Source organism: Deferribacter abyssi, assembly GCF_049472655.1.
Lineage (GTDB): Bacteria > Chrysiogenota > Deferribacteres > Deferribacterales > Deferribacteraceae > Deferribacter > Deferribacter abyssi.
In genome coordinates this window covers 25,771-44,014 of record NZ_JAQNCS010000014.1, presented here as the reverse complement: position 1 = coordinate 44,014, position 18,244 = coordinate 25,771, and the positions used below count along the sequence as shown (strand labels likewise).

Genomic DNA, 18,244 nt, shown 5'->3' with positions numbered 1-18,244 from the left:
ACACCCCCAGTTTAAAAATGCTTCTTTATTTCTTCATCAAGAATAAACTCATATTCAGCTTTAGTAATTTCATCTATTTCTACATCAGGCTCCTTTCTCACCTGTCTATTAAAAACCCATCTATCAAGCGCAATGTATATTATCAGTACTCCACCTAACAATCCTATAAATGGAATAATCCATGCTAAAATATTAAATGAGCTACTCACAGGAGGAGCAGCCATTACTTCCTCGCCATAAACATTTATCATGTATGCATAAATCTCTTTTTCACTCTTTCCTTCCATTAAAAGTTTTATTATCATCTTTCTCATCTCTTCTGCTGTATTATTCGAACAGGCTTTCAAATACATTCCACATCCATCGGTACACATAAGATTTGCCTCAATCCTTTTATAAAGGGCATAATCAAACCCTCTATCTGCTGCAAACACTAACTGATTACTGAAAACCAGATATAAAATAATAAATATGTGTACTTTTTTCATATCACACTCTCACATTATATATTTTGGATTTAACTTACTACCCTTACCTGGCCAAAGGGCTATAATAGAACCAATAATCAAGATATAGCCACCAATCCAGATCCAAACAATCAATGGATTAATATTAATTTTTAAGTCAACAAACCTGCCATTTTCTATCCATCCTTCCAACACAACATAAAGGTCTTCCAGTAAAGTAGAATAAATAGCAACTTCGGTGGAGGGTTGATCCCATGATTCATAAAATATTTTCTCAGGCTTTACAACCCCTATCCTTTTACCGTTTTTTTCAACACTCAGCTTGGCAAAAACAACGCTATTATCACCTTCTTTTACCATATCAAGTCCATTGAACTGCAAAATGTAATCTTTAACGGTAATTTTATCACCTATTTTTACTCTCACCTCTTTTTCAACCACATACGCATTTGAACCAATTATTCCCACAGCAATCAAAATTGTACCAATATGAACGATGTAACCTCCGTATCTTCTTCTATTTTTAGAAATCAAACGCCACAGTGAAATAAAGTATCCTTCATTGACCACCCTTCTCCTAACTCTAATCCCTTTTATAAATTCTTGCAAAGTGGTAATAAGTGCAAAAAATGATATGGTAAATCCTATTGTAGCGTATAGCTTTTTAGAAAAAAGGAAGTAATATCCTAAAGCAGCGAAAATTAGACTGATCATTGTGGGAATCAGAAAATTATTCTCAAAATTTTCAAAAGAAGATTTATGCCATGCTATCAATGGACAAATACCAACGAGTAAAATGACACCCAAAAGTATAGGACTCATAACCTGATTGTACCAAGGCACACTCACAGCAACCTTCACACCACGAATGGCCTCTGATATGATAGGAAAGTTTGTCCCCCAAAATACCGCAAATGCACCACCCACCAGTAGAAGATTGTTAAATAGAAAACTACTCTCTTTAGAAATATAAGATTCAAATGAACGTTGCTCTTTTAAAAGTTTTAACCGACTGAAAATTAACCCTACGGAAAACAAACCAACCACTATAATGTATCCAAGAAAAATTATACCTAAAGATGAATCAGAAAAAGAGTGAATAGATGCATAAACTCCGCTTCTTGTCAAGAATGTACCAAATATTGTCAGAAGATATGTGGCTACGATTAAAAACATATTCCATACTTTCAGCATATTTTTTCTTTCTTGAATGATTATAGAGTGTACAAAAGCAGTAGCAGTCAACCATGGCATAAAAGAAGAGTTTTCAACAGGATCCCATGCCCAATATCCACCCCAGCCAAGCTCAACATAAGCCCACTGAGCTCCAAATAAATTGCCAAGACTTAAAAACAACCAGGCCCAAACAGTCCATCTTCTAGTTGTTTTTATCCACCAGTCATCAACCTTCTTTGTAATTAGTGCTGACATAGCAAAAGCAAATGGTACAGTAAAGCCAACATACCCCAGATACAACGTTAATGGATGAAAAACCATACCAGGGTTCTGTAATAAAGGATTTAAACCACTTCCATCATCCGGCTTTACAGGTAACAACTCAAATGGATTTGTCACAAAGGTAGATATACCCAGGAAATATATATTAATCATCACCAACACAATTACTGCATAAGCCACATATTTGTTAAAAACTTTCCTCAAAGAAAAGGAAACTACGGCTGTATAAATTGAGAGAAGCAGTGTCCAAAGTAATAAAGAACCTGCATTTCCCGCCCAAAACGCCGCAAATTTATAAAAAATAGGAAGATCTTTGCTTGTGTATTGATAAACATATTTTACTTGAAAATTGCCTGTCATTAAAAAGTAAATAAATATTATTGAAGCAACAGAAGTCAAAAAAGCAACCGACATGGCTGCACCTCTACCACTAAGCAAAAGCTTTGAGTTTTTATTTTCAATCCCAAGGACAAAGCATATAAAAGTATATACACACAATATTAAAGCCAAAACCAATGAACCATTACCAATAAAAGTCATTTTATCCTCCAGCAACCTAATTACCTTCTATCTCTTTTAACAACTCTTTATATGTCTCCTCACTTATCTTTCCATCTAAAAATAGTTTTCTAAGTTTTCTCTTTTCCTCTTTTATGCTCTTATTTTTGTGTTTTGGTTTTGAAGAATTTTTAGAAGAATCTCCTTTTAACATATAAGCAACTACAAGTGCTAAAATTACACCAAAAACGATTATCAAAAGCATAATCATCTTATCAGCTGAGATTTTTGCTGCATTAGCCCCATTTTGGTTGTTAAAATTTTTATTTTTAATTGAAGGCTCAGCAGTATTTCTTACGTAGCTAATTTTAAAAGCAATCTTTTCATTTTCCTTAACATCTTTTAGATTCAAATAATAATTTGTAAAATCCCCATCCACTTGATTCCACTGTGGCTTTGGTGTCATTTCAAATTGAGTAGATTCAATAGGTTGTTTAACTTCAACTGTCATATTTTTAATTGGAAAAGCAGCTCTAAACACATGATTAAAACTTCTGTTGCTCTCCTTGAGGTTCAAATAATCAATATAATATTCAAACATCACAGGAAATTCTTCTCCTGGATTAACAACCCTTGAAGGTCTCCACGTAATTTTTATATAATCACCCATGTCTTCCACAATATATCTCAGACAGAGCATCCCGTTTTCCGTTTCACATACCATGTTAATCTTTGCACCCTTTGGAGCATAATAAGTAAGCTCACCATTGAAAGGGTTGCCAGTATCATTGATGAATGTTCCAGAATAAATAACCAAAACTGAAGGTTTGTCATATTCTGGCCATATTGAATAGTATAACTGTTTCATCGACATAGATTTTGCAAATGCACTTACGCTGCTCAAAACAAATATCAAGATCAACATTTTTCTAAATAAGCCTTCTGTTATTTTCATCTAAACCTCCAATAAGTTTTTTATTACTTTATACAACCTTTATGCCAAAATTATGATTATTTGATAATTAAGGATATTTTTAGAAAGTGCAGAAGAGTTGTGTAGAATATTCTATATACCAAGGATCGTTATTGTAGAATATTCTACAAGATATTTTCAAACAATATTTTTATTAATGTCATGAAAAATTAACACGTGTATCTTGAAACACTTTCAAATTTTCTTGCGTTTGAGTTGCACTTAAAAATAAACCTCGATAGTATTAAGATCACTTTAAAATTTAATTTTGTATATTAAACTTTTCAAGTCTATACAAAAGAACATGTCTTGGAACACATAAATAATCAGCTGCTTTGCTCTTATTTCCCTTGAATTTATCTAGGACTTTCATAATAATTGACTTCTCTAGTTCATGTAAATCAAGCTTATCTTCTGGCAAGTTTAAATCAAAACACTTTATGATATTTTCGCTAATTTCAGAAGGTAAAAGATCTTCGGTAATAACTCCATCCTGTGCCATTATACATAGTCTGTATATAAGATTTTCAAGTTCTCTAATATTTCCTGGCCATTCATAATTTCTGAGCTTTTTTAACGCTTCATCAGTAATTTTAATATTCTTAAATCCATACTTTACCTTAAAATAATCAATAAGCTCAGGTATATCCTCTTTTCTCTCCCTTAAAGCTGGAAGATTTATAGGAAATACATTCAATCTATAATACAGATCCTCCCTAAAACTCCCCTTATCAACAAGGGATTTTAGATCTTTATTTGTCGCTGCCACTACTCTTACATTGACCTTAACAGTTTTTGTTTCCCCCACTGGCTCTATCTCTCCTTCCTGCAAAAATCTTAAAAGCTTTGCCTGAACATTAAGAGGCATCTCTCCGATTTCATCCAGAAAAATGGTACCGTTGTTTGCTTCTGTAATCCTACCCTTCTTATCCTTATGAGCTCCAGTAAAAGCCCCCTTTTTATGTCCAAAAAGCTCACTTTCAAATAAATTTTCAGGGATAGCTGCACAGTTAATTGCGACAAAAGGCTTATCAGCTCTGTTGCTAAACAAGTGAATTCTTTTTGCTATCAGCTCCTTACCTGTTCCACTTTCACCCATAATCAATACAGGAGCATTTGTTGGGGCAACAGTTTTTACCAAATCCAAAACCTGTTTTATGGCACTACTTCTACCAATTATTTCAGTATTGAACGAGCTTTTTAAAAATTCTTTTAACTTCACATTTTCATCTTTTAACCTTTTATAATTGGCAGCTTTCTCCACTGTGATTAAAAACTCTTCATTATCAAATGGTTTTGTAATGTAATCGTAAGCTCCAGATTTAATGGCCTTAACAGCATCTGGTATGTTTCCATAAGCTGTTATAATTATAATAGGAATATCAGCATTCTTAGACTTCACTTTTTCCAATATAGTGTAACCATCCACCCCTGGCAATCTGATATCTGTAATTACCAGATCAAATTCTTCTTTTTCAAACACCTTAACCCCATCAAGCCCATCAGCTTTATGAACAACTTCAAATCCGGCATCCTCAAGCATCATTTTCATTAAAGTGGCCAGTGACATATTATCTTCAATTAACAGAATTTTCATTTTCAAAACCCTCTAACTCTATTGTGATTTTGGCACCATTTTCATTAGCTGCTGTAATCACACCACCATGCTCCTTAACTATTTTATATGTAATCGTCAATCCAAGCCCCGTACCATCACTTTTTGTTGTGTAAAAAGGTTCAAAAATTTTTTCAATATTGTCAGTCTCAAACCCTTTTCCATTATCCTTAATAATAAACTTTATTTTACCATTTTCACTTCTAACGTAAAAATCTATTCGTGCCTCATCGACACCTTTTAATTCTTCAAATGAATTTGAGAAAATATTTATAAAAGCCTGCTTTAAATAGTTTAAATCTCCTCGAATAAATATATTCTCACCGATCAGTATCTCCGTATTTACTATCACATTGCGATAATCCTTGTTTATCAGCTTCACAAACTCCATCAATTCATCAATAAACGCCTTAACATAAATTTTTTCACTATATCGTTTGCTAAATTTAGCATACTGCAAAAACCTTTCTATAAACTCGTTTAACCTATCAATTTCTTTAATTATAATATTTATAATATCTTCCCTATATTTACCATTTTTAAGCATGTTTGTGGCAGTTTTTATTGCTGCTAAAGGATTTCTAACCTCATGAGCAATCCCTGCACTTAACTGCCCAAGCACTCTTAGCCTATCACTTTTAGCAATTTCTCTTTCCATCTTTATTTTTTCCTCTGTCCTCTTCCTCAAAAGTTCTAAAGATTCTTTTAGCTCCTCTGTCAGCTTTTGAAGCTTTAAATTTTCATTGTAGAGCTTTTGAGATAAAACTCCAGTAAACAGACCAACAGTATAAATCATCAGTATCTCAATAAATGGCCTAATCAAATAATGAGGTAGATGAAACAGGTTTAAATAAACATCCAAATTATAGATTACTGAAAGTAATAATGAAAAAGCAACTCCACCTAAAATTCCAAACTTCGCCGCTGCATAAATAACAATAAGATAGAAGAAATAGTAGTGAACGAAATGAACCAAATTCAAACCATTAGGTACGTTAAAGTGAAAATAGCTAACAACGGCTGTACCAATAAAAGCAAATATTAAAGAAACATACCCACCAGGTATATAAAGCTTTTTTATGTCAATTTTACTAATCATCGTACAAAATAAGATATTATTAATAATGCTTTATTTATATTGTTAAGATAACATAAACAAAGAAAAATTCAAAAACAAGAATTTTTTTACCTTAAGTCACTTCATTTTTGAAATATCATGTAATATACAAACTTTTTACTTTTATGTATTTAATTCATTATAATTAAGTTATAGTAGGATTGACTAATTATTTTAACTTTTCTAATATCTGGTTATGAGAGTAAATTTATCATTAAAATGGAAGTTGATAATTTTCTATTTTTTCCTAGGTATGTTACCATTAATTCTTATATCGTTTTATTCGTCTTATATTGCTTCTAAATCCATTAATAGAATAACAGAAAAGCAAATAAATGAATTAATAGTGGGTATATCTAATCAAATAGTTTCAACTTATGAGAAAATGAAAGGTGATATTTTTCAAATGGCAGATAATCCAATGATACAACTTTCTTTTTTACAGTTTAAATATGGTCAAAGAATGAATATGGTAAGAGATAAATTAGCATTATATAGAAGCAATAACAAATATTATGAAAGAATTACATTATTTACGGGTGATGGTGAGCCAGTTATAACAGTTCCTACTACGAATAATAATTTATACGAACATGTAGACAAACCGTTTTTGCGGGAAGTTTTTAATTATGATTTTTATATCAAGGAGAACTTTGTAAAAGATAAGTTTTTAATAATGATAAAGAGGGTATATGATTTTGAAGATAATACATTACCTGTTGGGTTATTAGTTTTTGAGGTTCCTGCTAATAAGGTGTTATCATACTTTATCAATTTAAACTTAGGTTATATGGTTTCAAAAGTTGTAGAAAATGCTGACGGAAAGATCATTTACAAAACACTAGATAATAACGAATTAATTGGGACTAAAGCTAAAATCTATAAAGGTGAGGTTCCTTTTCTAAACTGGGTAATCAAGCTGGGAATTCCTGAAAAAGTCTTATTTTATGATGTTTATGAACTTAGGAATAAAAGTTTAATGTTTTCTGTGATTATCAGTTTTATTGCCTTCATAGTTGCTCTGTATTTTGTTCAAAAATTTTTAAAACCTATTAAAGAAATAATTTATGGTACAGAAAAATTTTCTCATGGTGATTTTGACTACAATATTAAGTTAAGAAGTGGAAAAGAGTTAAAAATTCTAGCTGAAGCAATTAATAAAATGGCAAAAAAACTCCAAAAAAGACAAAATGATTTGATCCAGGCAAATAAATTAGCATCACTAGGACTTTTAGCTGCAGGAATTGCTCATGAAATAAAGAATCCTTTAGCAGGAATAAGAGCAACAATACAACTAATTTATAAAAGATCTAAAGATACAAGTATTAAAAATATGGCACTGAATGTAATCAGCGAAATTGATAGATTGAACAAAATTGTTGTTGATTTATTGCAATTTTCTAAACCTGATAAAATACATAAAGAGCGCTGTTTATTAGGTGAAGTTATTGAAAAGTCATTAAATCTCGTAAGAAAAAAAATGGGAGAAAAAAACATTACAATCTTAAAAAATATAGAAAACTGTTATGTTATGGCAGATAGCGATCATCTTTTGCATATTATAATAAATATCTTGTTAAATGCTATATCAGCAATAGAAGATGATAAAGGAGAAATTAAAATTATAGGTAAGATTAGTGGTTCAAAGTACATTTTAGAGATTAGTGATAATGGGATAGGTATTCCTGAGGATAAAATTGACCATGTTTTTGATCCTTTTTTTAGTTTAAAAGAGGATGGTACGGGTCTTGGATTATCAATTGTTTATACACTTATGCAAAAAAATGGTATAAAGTATGAAATTAAGAGTAAAAAAGGTGAAGGTACTACTTTAAAATTAATTTTTGAGGATTATATAAATGAAAAGTATAGCAATTGTTGATGATGAAAAGTTATTGGTAAGTACATTGAAAGACCTTTTTGAAGATGAAGGCTATATTGTTCATACTTTTGAAAGAGGAAAAGATTTTTTAGGTAGGGTTAATGATTTAGATATTGATATTTTGTTGCTTGATTTAAAGCTACCTGATTGTTTTGGTATTGATCTTTTAAAGTACATCAAAACTCAAAACATAGATATTGTAACAATTGTTATCACAGCGCATGGTGATGTTTCATCTGCCATTAATGCCATTAAACTAGGAGCATATGATTTTGTGTCAAAGCCTTTTGATTTAGATGAAATGTTAATGTTAATTAATAGAGCTATTGATGAGCAAAAATTAAAAAATGAAGTAACTATTTTACGTGAAAGGATTTATGGTCATCCAGATGATATAAAGATAATAGGTGAGAGTGAGTCAATTTTGAAATTATTAGATGATATAGAAAATGTTGCTAAAACTGACTCAAATGTTTTGATATATGGCGAAAGTGGTACAGGTAAGGAGTTAGTTGCCCAATATATACATAGAAAAAGTAAGCGAACAAATGAGTCATTTATCGATATCAATTGTGCTACTATTGCTGAAAACCTATTAGAAGTCGAACTATTTGGTTATGAAAAAGGGGCTTTTACAGATGCCAAAATGAAAAAAATAGGCCTTATAGAACTATGTGATGGTGGTACACTTTTTTTGGATGAGATTGCAGAAATGCCGATCTTATTACAACCAAAACTTTTGAGATTTTTAGAAAACAAAAAATTCAGAAGAGTTGGAGGAAATAATGATATTCAGGTTGATGTCAGGATTATCGCCGCTACAAATAAAGATTTAGGTCAATTGGTTGAAGAAGGGGTTTTTAGAAAAGACTTATATTTTAGATTAAATGTTTTTCCAATTTATGTCCCGCCTTTACGTGACAGAGGAAATGATATAATTTTACTAGCAGAGCATTTTTTGAATTATTATTCGAAAAAGTTTGGTAAAAAAGTTTATAATTTCACTAAAGCAGTAAAACAATCTTTTTTAGATTATCATTGGCCAGGAAATGTTAGAGAATTAAAAAACTTAATAGAAAGACTTGTAATATTGTCTAAGAAAGAAGTTGTTGATATAGAGGATTTACCAGGAGATATTTTTTCAGTAAAGTCTGAAAAAAGAATAAAAGAAAGAATTAGCTCTGATAAAAACTTAGATCTTGATACAAAGGTGTTATTGTTTGAAAAAGAACTGATTATAGATGCGCTAATAAAAGCCAAAGGAAATAAGAGTGAAGCTGCAAAGCTATTGGGTATCAGCAGATATGCTTTATTAAGGAAAATCAAAAAATATGAAGAGCTTGGCTTATAAAGTAATTTTGGTATTTTTTTTATTAAAAAGTTTTCTTTTAGCAGAAAAAATTGCACTTGTTGACTGGAATCGAGATGGTTTATTTGAAGATGGTTTCAGAAGTGAGATATTGAATAACAATGATAAGATACGTTTTTATTCATTTAGTTGTAATAAAGATGAGTTTTTATTAGAAGAATATATTAAGTTTATTAAAAAGTTAGATGTTGATTTGATTTATGCAGTAGGTTTTCCTGTGGTTAAAACAATTTCTAGAAATTTTTTTTATACACCCGTTGTTTTTGTTATGCATCATGACCCTGTGGAAGCAGGTATTGTAGCTTCATATAAAAACAGCGAAAATAATTTAACGGGAGTTGTAGCAAAAATTCCCATTTTACAGCAACTAAAGACACTGAAAAAAATTGTTAATTTCAATAAAGTTGGTATTATTAGAAACACTAATGATTTTGAATATGAACTGTCTTTAAGAGAATTAAAGAGATTGGAAAAATTTTTTAATTTTAAGACGGTTGAATTAAACGATTCCGAAAATATAAAGGACAAGTTTTTTAAAGAAAGATTAGATGTACTATATATATATAAATCCCAAAAAATAAGTAAGTCATTGATTAATTTAGCTAATAGTTTTGGAGTATTGACGCTTGCTGCAGATTCAAATGTTGTTAAAAGAAAAGGAGCTTTATTTTCATTAGTTGTTGATGAATATAGGGTTGGGCGTTTTGCTGGCAAAAAAGCTGTAGAGATATTAAATGGTAAAAGAGCATCAAAAATACCGATTACTACTATTGAACACTTTATGTTGGTAATCAATATGAATACTGCTAAAAAAATTAATATTAACATACCGTTATCATTACTGATTATGACAGATAAAATTATTAAGTAATTATAAATATGATTGTTCGATATTCGCACATTGTTAATTAACTGAACACAACTTGTTTTAAAAAAGCTTTTGTATTTAGGGTTAGTTGAATGGCATGAACATTGCATTAAAATTTTAAATAATTTCAGGAGGTAGTAAATGTATAAAAAATTGTTAAGTATTTTCTTATCTGTATTGTTTTTTGTAACTGTTGGTATTTCTAAATCTAAGGCAAGTGACAACAACCTTATTATTGCAACAGCAACAACCGGTGGAACTTATTATCCTGTGGGTGTTGCTATTGGTACTCTAATAAGTATTAAATTAGCCAAAAAGTACAAAATTACAGCCACAGCAATTAATTCTGCTGGTTCAGGAGAAAATATTCAGATGCTCAAAAACAAAGAAGCAGATCTTGCAATTCTCCAAGCTCTTTTTGGTGCTATGGCTTATAACGGCAAAGGACTATATAAGGGAAAACCAATCAAGGATTTCAGATCTATAACAATGCTATGGTTAAATGTCGAACATTTTACATTACTGAAGAAATATTCAAAGACTGGAAATATTATGGATTTGAAAGGGTTGGGCAAAAAGTTTTCTATTGGTAAAAGAGGAAGTGGAACTGAGGGATCTGGCCGGACAATTCTTGGAGCTCTTGGTATAGAAATTGGTAAGGATATTATACCTGAGTACCTTGGTTACAACCCATCAGCACAAGCCATGATGGATGGGAGGATTGTAGGTATGAATACACCAGCAGGACCTCCAGTATCTGCTGTTACACAACTTTTTGCTCAACTTGGAGCTAAGAAAGTTGTTATTTTAGAATTTACAGACGAGCAACTCGAAAAAATCAGAAAAGTTTATCCTATTTGGAATAGATATATTATTAAGAAAGGTACCTACCCAGGTTTGAAGAAAGATGTAAGGACAATAGCTCAACCAAACTTTCTTGCTGTGAGACCTGACCTACCAGAAAAAACTGTCTATCTTATAACGAAAACAATATATGAAAATCTACCATTTTTGAATAATATTCACAAGGCTACTAAGGCTATGAGTCTTAATAAAGCAATTGATGGTTTACCTGTACCATTACACCCTGGGGCTGCTAAATATTATAGAGAAAAAGGTATTAAGATACCATCGGTATTAATTTCAAAGTAAATATAAATTAAGAGTTTTTTTAATTATATTTGGTGGCGTTATGCCACCGTTTTATTATGGAGGCTTTTATGTCTAATGATAAAAAAAAGACACAAGAAGATGTCAGTGGTGAAGTTATAACGGTTCAACGAGAGCTAGGAGACAAATTAAAAAAAGTTGTTTATGTAGTAGGTATTCTGACATCACTTTTTCATTTATGGGTAAATACCATAGGCATTATGCCTGAAATTCAAAGAAATGCTGTACACTATAGTTTAATTTTGTTTTTAGGTTATTTATTATATCCCTTATCAAAAAAGAATCCTGAAAAAACATTATCAATTGACATTATATTTGCAATATTATCATTTTTAGTGGGATTATATCTTGTATTATTTGAAAATGCATTACATGCAAGAAATGAGGTGCCGATTTTACCTGATTTAATTGCTGCCGCAATAGCTATTATTTTATTACTGGAAATTACAAGAAGAACTTCAGGTTTGATAATCCCTTTTCTTTCATTTTTCTTTTTAGGATATGCTCTTTACTTTGGTAAATTCTTTTCTGGTCTGTGGAATTTTCCTGGTGTAAATATTCAAAGGTTATTGTATAGAATGTATTTTGCTCCAGATGGTATCTTTGGAACTATTGCGACAATTTCTTCCACTTTTGTTTTTTTGTTTGTACTTTTTGGAGCATTTTTAATCAAATCTGGAGCAGGAGATTTTATTATCAAGCTTGCTGTAGCAATTATGGGAAGAACAATAGGCGGACCTGCAAAAATGGCAGTGTTTGCTAGTGGATTGATGGGAAGCGTTTCTGGTAGTGCTGTAGCGAATACTGTTGGAACAGGGTCAATTACCATACCTATGATGAAGAGGACAGGTTTTTCTCCAAAATTTGCTGCTGCTGTGGAAGCTGCTGCATCTACAGGAGGACAGCTTATGCCTCCAATTATGGGGGCTGGTGCATTCATTATGAGTCAGTGGACACAAATTCCATATTTAAAAATAGTTGGAGTATCTTTTATCCCGGCCATTATGTATTTTTTAACAGTTGCTTTTTTTGTTCATCTTCGTGCAAAAAAAATTGGGTTGAAACCGATGGCAAAAGAAGACATACCAAAACTTAGTGAAGTATTAAAGGAAGGATGGCAATTCTTTATTCCAATAATAGTGCTTATGGGTTTTTTGATGTATGGATATACACCTACTTTTTCTGCATGTGCAGGGATTGCTGCTATTATAATTGCCAGCTGGTTTAACAAAAAAACAAGAATGGGATTAAAAGATATCCTCGATGCTTTGGCTCTAGGTGCTAAGAATATGATTACAACTGGCGTTATACTACTTTGCTCTGGGATCGTGATAGGTATTGTTCTGCTAGTTGGTATGGGAATTAAATTTTCTATGCTTATCCAAGCGATATCTGGTGGAAGTTTATTATTAACTATAGTGTTAATTGCTTTAGCATCATTAATTCTTGGTATGGGCTTACCGGTTACAGCTTCATATATAGTATTGGCAGTTCTTGCTGCACCTGCTATGACAATGCTAGGAGCCAGCTTAATTGCTGCACATATGGTGATTTTTTGGTATTCCCAGGATGCAAATGTAACTCCACCTGTATGTCTTGCTGCTTATTCTGCATCAGGAATTGCAGGAAGCAAGCCCCTTGAAACAGGTTTTGAAGCTTGGAAACTTGCAAAAGGGCTTTATATCATACCATTACTATTTGTTTATACTCCTATACTTTTTGAAGGAAGTATCTTTGCTGTTGCTGAAACAGTGATTACTGCTACGTTAGGGCTATATGCCTTTGCAGTTTTTTTTGAAGGATTTCAGTTACGAAATCTTAATATTATTGAAAGAGTGTTTTTTGGTGTTACTGCATTTTTACTTCTTTTCCCCAAACAATATTTACATATTGCTGGAGTAATATTTTTTATAGTATTGGTTGGTATTCAAAAATTTAATAGTTCTCACTGAAAAGTGAGAACTATTTTTTTCTTTATTTTTTATTAATTATTATTTTTTTAAAAAAACTTCTGGAGTTTTTATAGTTCTTTTAATATAAGTAGAAAATAAAAAAAATTTTTGTTTTATCTGTTTGGAGTGAATGTATGAAACTAGGTATTATTCAGTTAAGAATTGAAGAAAATGTTGAAAGAAACATTCAAAAAGTAAATGATTTGACAAGTAATTACAATGATACTATTTTTTTACTCCCTGAGCTTTTTACTACTGGTTTTAACTATGATTTAATTAAAATGCTTGATGAATCACACATTAAACTTCTTGATTCTTTAAATAAAAATAATATTTTTATGGGATCTATCGTTAGAAAGAAAGACAGTAGTTATTATAATTCATTTTTTGTTAAATATAAAAATGGCATCTATTTTATATATGACAAAACAAATCTTTTCCCTTTAATGGGTGAAGATAAATATTTTAGCCCTGGTAATGGATACTATACTTTTGAGATAAATAATATAACAGCAGGTTGTGCCATTTGCTTTGATTTGAGATTTTGTGAAATATTTTTTCGATTAAGAAAGAATGGCGCAAAAATAGTTTTTTTACCCGCAGAATGGCCCAAAAAGAGAATAGAGCATCTTAAAATTTTGAGTAAGGCTAGAGCTATTGAGAATCAATATTATTTTATAGTATCAAATGCTGTTGGCAATACATGGAGTGAAAACTTTGGTGGTAATTCAATGATTATAGACCCTTGGGGGAATGTTTTAAAAACTGCAGCGGATAGAGAAGATATCGCAATAGTTGATGAAATTGATTTTAACTTGGTTGATGAAGTAAGAAATACGATTCCTATGAGGTGTTAGTTTATGAAAAATGTAAAAATTTTGGTATGTGGAATGGGTGAAATTGAGTTTGAAGCTCTTTGTAAAATGTGTGAAAAAGAGAAATTTGACAAACCAATTATAGTCTTTGAAGGACATAAAAATTTGTTAGTAAAGGATTTACTCCGTTCTCAGCCAGATGTTGAAAATAAAAAGGCTACTAAAGAACGAATGATTCTTTTTAATAATATGCCTCAAAAGGAGATTATAAGATTTATTGAGATTTATAAAAAATACGGTTTTCCAAAACCTCTTTTTTGTATGGTAACTGAACATAATGTTGAATGGAGCATTGAATACTTACTGAGCCATCTCGTAAAAGAGCGTGAAGAGGTAGAAAAAAATCATCGTATTAAACAAAAAAATAAATAATATTTTTACTAAAGCTAGCTTATTTTTAGGCAGACTGTTTTGTAATTGAGGTTATTGTGCAAAACAAATTAACATTTAATGAATACACATCATACATGTAACTTATTACTAACAAATGAATTATGTCATTTCTTTTGCTTATTTCCAATTGAAAATTAAGTGTTGTCATTGAGAGTATCATAAAGTAATCACTTATTTGTTATAAAGTTACACTATTGTATTGTTCTTATTGAGTGACATTATTGTAATTGTGTGTTTATTTTATTGCATATTTTTTGTTTTTGGGTTAAAAATTACTTAACCATAGAATTTGGAGGTAGTGATGAAAAAGATTTATTTAGACACAGAAGAGTTGCCTAAACAATGGTATAATATTTTAGCTGATTTGCCGTCACCAATGGATCCACCTCTGAGTCCTTTTACTAATAAACCTGTTACGTTTGATGAAATGAAGGCTATTTTTCCTGAAAGTCTTATTGAACAAGAAATGAGTGATAAACGATGGATAGATATTCCTAATGATATTCTTGAAATCTTATCATTATGGAGACCAACTCCATTAATAAGAGCTGAAAGGTTAGAAAATTATCTCGATACACCAGCAAGAATCTACTTTAAATATGAAGGTGTTTCACCAGCAGGAAGTCATAAGCCAAATACTGCTGTTGCTCAAGCTTATTATAACAAAAAAGAAGGTATAAAAAGATTGACTACTGAAACTGGAGCTGGACAGTGGGGTAGTGCATTGGCTTTTGCTACGAAAATGCTTAATATGGAATGTAGAGTTTATATGGTAAAGGTGAGTTTCTATCAAAAACCTTATAGAAAATCTTTTATGAGAATGTTTGGGGCAGAAGTAATTCCAAGTCCATCTGAGCTTACGAATAGTGGAAAAGTAATATTGGAAAAGCATCCTGATTCTAATGGCAGTCTTGGTATAGCTATAAGTGAGGCTGTGGAAGAAGCAGCTGGAAGAAATGATACCAACTATGCTTTAGGTAGTGTTTTAAATCATGTTTTATTACATCAAACTGTTATTGGATTAGAAGCTAAAAAGCAACTTAAAATGTTAGGAGAATATCCAGATAAAATTTTTGCATCTTGTGGTGGCGGTTCTAATTTTGGTGGTATTACCTTTCCTTTTTTGGCTGATAAATTTAATGGAAAAAATGTGGATGCTGTTGCAGTAGAACCTGCAAGCTGTCCTACATTGACAAAAGGTGTTTATGCCTATGATTATGGTGATGTAGCTAAACTAACTCCAATCATGCCAATGTTCACATTGGGGCATGATTTTGAACCTCCAGCTATCCATGCAGGAGGATTGAGGTATCACGGTGATTCCCCTATTGTAAGTAAGTTATATAAAGAAGGATTGATTTCTGCCGAAGCTGTAAAACAGTTAGAAGTTTTTCAATACGGGGTATTATTCGCACAAACAGAAGGGATAGTACCAGCCCCGGAGTCCGCTCATGCCATAGCCGCTACAGTTAAAGAAGCACTAAGATGTAGGGAGTCAGGTGAGAAAAAAACATTACTTTTTTGTTTAAGTGGGCATGGATTTTTTGATATGGCATCATATGATGCTTATTTTGATGGTAAACTAATTGATTATGAGTATCCTGAAGATATGATAAAAGAATCATTGAAAAACTTGCCAAAAATATAAAAACCGGAGCACAGGCTCCGGTTTTTTTTAGAATTTTATTTCTACTTCACTTTCCCAAAGACCGTGGATATTGCAATAACTTACAGCTATGATTTTACCAGGTTCGTTTAATTTTACTTTAAAAATAGCTGATGGCTCTGTATAAGCTGGACCTTGATTTGCACCCTTTGTGGATTCACCATGAGCAGTAAATTCAGCTCTACCTAAATTATAGACATTTCCGCTTTCAGGTTTAAAGTAAAGTGCTATCCAACCAATGTAATGCTCTGTGGTATTGGGGTGAGCGATTTCCTTTCCAACAGATACATTTACAACAAAGTCCTTACCAGCTTCAATTTTTTCAGGTAATTCAATTACAGGTACATGTTTTTCACTCTTAAAATCTGCGCTTTTTACTAATTCTCCAATTGCCATAAATAACCTCCGTCAAAAGTTTCTTTTAATATTATAACATATAAACAAGATTTTATATGATTATTATTTAGAATAAATCTAAATTTGTCAAGTATAAAATATACAAAATTTGTCTTAATTTATTCTCATCTGAAAAAGTGAAAACTTCAACGATATTTTATTGTATAAAGTAATTAGCTCATTTACAAAATTAAAAAAGAACAAAGAACAAAAAATATCGTAATTAATCTATCCCCCTCTCAAAAGTCTTTACTTGTTTATACAACGAAAATATCTATTGGGTGATAAAATAATATTTTCTAAAAAAGATAAAACAAATAAGATGGGGTGACTCCAAAATGAATAAGTTCTTGACTTATTAAACAATGTTTTGTATTACTTAACAATGTGGTTAAATATTTTTTAACTATATATGGAGGTTTTTATGAAAAAATTAACTTTAACTTTGTTAGTTATTATTCTTACTATTACACCAGTTTTCGCTAAAATAAAAATTGGTGCATTATTAGCAATATCTGGACCTGCTTCACATATAGGTAAACCAGCTGAAATTATTATTAAAACACTTACCAAAAATTTCAATGAAAAAAATCTTTTAAATGAAAAAATAGATCTAATTGTTTATGATACAAAAAGTCAACCTAAAATTGCAATACAATTTGCAAAAAAATTAATCAATAAAGATAAAGTTGATGTAATTATTGGACCAAATACTACAGGAAGTGCTCTTGCCATTATACCTTTTGTTCAAAAAGCAAAAATCCCAACAATGACTCTCGTAGGAGGGACATCTGTAGTTGAACCAGTAAAAAGATACGTTTTTAAATCACCTCAAAAAACTTCTACTGCAATAAAGAAAATAAAAAAATATTTACTAAAACACAATATAACAAAGATAGCAATAATAGCAGACTCCGGAGGATTTGGCCAAGACGGAATAAAATCAATTAAAAAACTTTCAAAAGGATTAGAAATAGTAGGAATCGAAAAATTCCACAAGTCTGATGCAAATATGACATCACAATTGTCAAAATTGTTAAAGAAAAAACCTCAAGCTATTTTAGCATGGACTGTTGGTTCTGCTGGAGCAAAAATAGCAAGAAATTTAAGACAACTTGACAAAAATATATTATTGATACAGTCTCACGGTCTCGCAGACTATTATTATATAAAATTAGCAGGTAAATTTGCAGAAAACTCAATTCTTCCTGCTACAAAATATATTGTGGCTTCCCAGTTACCTAATTCAGATCCTCAAAAAAAAATTCTAATCGATTTTAATAATCAATTTGGAAACCTAATTAAAAACTCATCAGTTCATTCAGTTTACGCATACGATGGATTCAATTTAATAATAGAAGCATTGAAAAAGTCAAAAGAAAAAAATATTCCATTAGTGGATGCTCTGGAATCAATCAGTAATTATATCGGTGTAACTGGAGTATATAACTTCTCAAAAAAAGATCACTGTGGACTTGATGAGTCTTCTATGGTAATAATAAAAGTAAAAGATGGGAAGTTTTTACTAGTTGAATAGGAGGATGT

15 protein-coding genes are annotated in these 18,244 nt (G+C 31.1%); 9 read left to right on the top strand and 6 right to left on the bottom strand.

Features of this window, described 5'->3' with window-relative positions:
• Positions 1-11: 11 nt before the first annotated feature.
• From OWK30_RS08645 to OWK30_RS08625, 5 genes are all read right to left on the bottom strand, one after another.
• Positions 12-488 carry a cytochrome c-type biogenesis protein gene (locus tag OWK30_RS08645; protein ID WP_423325585.1) on the bottom strand — a complete coding sequence of 159 codons (477 nt, stop codon included), beginning with the start codon at positions 486-488 and terminating at the stop codon, positions 12-14.
• Between the two features lie 9 nt (positions 489-497).
• Positions 498-2,465: a heme lyase CcmF/NrfE family subunit gene (locus OWK30_RS08640; RefSeq protein ID WP_423325583.1), complete on the bottom strand. Its 1,968-nt coding sequence runs from the start codon at positions 2,463-2,465 to the stop codon at positions 498-500.
• A gap of 16 nt (positions 2,466-2,481) precedes the next feature.
• Entirely contained in the window at positions 2,482-3,378 is an 897-nt protein-coding gene (locus OWK30_RS08635) for a hypothetical protein (RefSeq protein ID WP_423325581.1), read from the bottom strand.
• 280 nt (positions 3,379-3,658) lie between these two features.
• The gene (locus tag OWK30_RS08630) at positions 3,659-4,993 is read right to left on the bottom strand and encodes a sigma-54-dependent transcriptional regulator (RefSeq protein ID WP_423325579.1); all 1,335 of its coding nucleotides are present in this window, start codon (positions 4,991-4,993) and stop codon (positions 3,659-3,661) included.
• Positions 4,974-6,110 (bottom strand): sensor histidine kinase, encoded by a 1,137-nt coding sequence (locus tag OWK30_RS08625; RefSeq protein ID WP_423325577.1) that lies wholly within the window; start codon positions 6,108-6,110, stop codon positions 4,974-4,976. Before OWK30_RS08625 ends, OWK30_RS08630 begins: the two co-directional genes overlap by 20 nt.
• Before the next feature lie 214 nt (positions 6,111-6,324).
• Here OWK30_RS08625 and OWK30_RS08620 point away from each other — a divergent pair, with 214 nt between their 5' ends.
• From OWK30_RS08620 to OWK30_RS08585, 8 genes are all read left to right on the top strand, one after another.
• Positions 6,325-8,010 (top strand): sensor histidine kinase, encoded by a 1,686-nt coding sequence (locus OWK30_RS08620; RefSeq protein WP_423325575.1) that lies wholly within the window; start codon positions 6,325-6,327, stop codon positions 8,008-8,010.
• Positions 7,988-9,361 (top strand): sigma-54-dependent transcriptional regulator, encoded by a 1,374-nt coding sequence (locus OWK30_RS08615; RefSeq protein WP_423325573.1) that lies wholly within the window; start codon positions 7,988-7,990, stop codon positions 9,359-9,361. Before OWK30_RS08620 ends, OWK30_RS08615 begins: the two co-directional genes overlap by 23 nt.
• A complete protein-coding gene (locus tag OWK30_RS08610; protein ID WP_423325571.1) occupies positions 9,342-10,250 on the top strand; it encodes an ABC transporter substrate-binding protein in 909 nt (302 codons plus the stop codon). The genes OWK30_RS08615 and OWK30_RS08610 overlap by 20 nt, the downstream gene beginning before the upstream one ends.
• A gap of 138 nt (positions 10,251-10,388) precedes the next feature.
• Positions 10,389-11,399, top strand: a complete 1,011-nt coding sequence (locus OWK30_RS08605; protein ID WP_423325569.1) for a TAXI family TRAP transporter solute-binding subunit — start codon at positions 10,389-10,391, stop codon at positions 11,397-11,399.
• Positions 11,400-11,467: 68 nt separating this feature from the next.
• The gene (locus OWK30_RS08600; protein ID WP_423325567.1) at positions 11,468-13,369 is read left to right on the top strand and encodes a TRAP transporter permease; all 1,902 of its coding nucleotides are present in this window, start codon (positions 11,468-11,470) and stop codon (positions 13,367-13,369) included.
• Between the two features lie 134 nt (positions 13,370-13,503).
• The gene (locus tag OWK30_RS08595; RefSeq protein WP_423325565.1) at positions 13,504-14,226 is read left to right on the top strand and encodes a nitrilase-related carbon-nitrogen hydrolase; all 723 of its coding nucleotides are present in this window, start codon (positions 13,504-13,506) and stop codon (positions 14,224-14,226) included.
• A gap of 3 nt (positions 14,227-14,229) precedes the next feature.
• Positions 14,230-14,616: a DUF3783 domain-containing protein gene (locus OWK30_RS08590; RefSeq protein ID WP_423325563.1), complete on the top strand. Its 387-nt coding sequence runs from the start codon at positions 14,230-14,232 to the stop codon at positions 14,614-14,616.
• A 322-nt stretch (positions 14,617-14,938) separates the two neighbouring features.
• Complete coding sequence (locus OWK30_RS08585; protein WP_423325562.1) at positions 14,939-16,285, top strand: TrpB-like pyridoxal phosphate-dependent enzyme; 1,347 nt, start codon at positions 14,939-14,941, stop codon at positions 16,283-16,285.
• 27 nt (positions 16,286-16,312) lie between these two features.
• On the opposite strand, the gene OWK30_RS08580 is transcribed toward OWK30_RS08585, so the two are convergent.
• A complete protein-coding gene (locus OWK30_RS08580) occupies positions 16,313-16,699 on the bottom strand; it encodes a class II SORL domain-containing protein (RefSeq protein WP_423325560.1) in 387 nt (128 codons plus the stop codon).
• Between the two features lie 424 nt (positions 16,700-17,123).
• Between OWK30_RS08580 and OWK30_RS08575 the strand changes: the two genes are divergently transcribed.
• Positions 17,124-18,236, top strand: coding sequence for an ABC transporter substrate-binding protein (locus tag OWK30_RS08575; protein ID WP_423325558.1), 1,113 nt, complete (start codon positions 17,124-17,126; stop codon positions 18,234-18,236).
• Positions 18,237-18,244 lie beyond the last annotated feature (8 nt).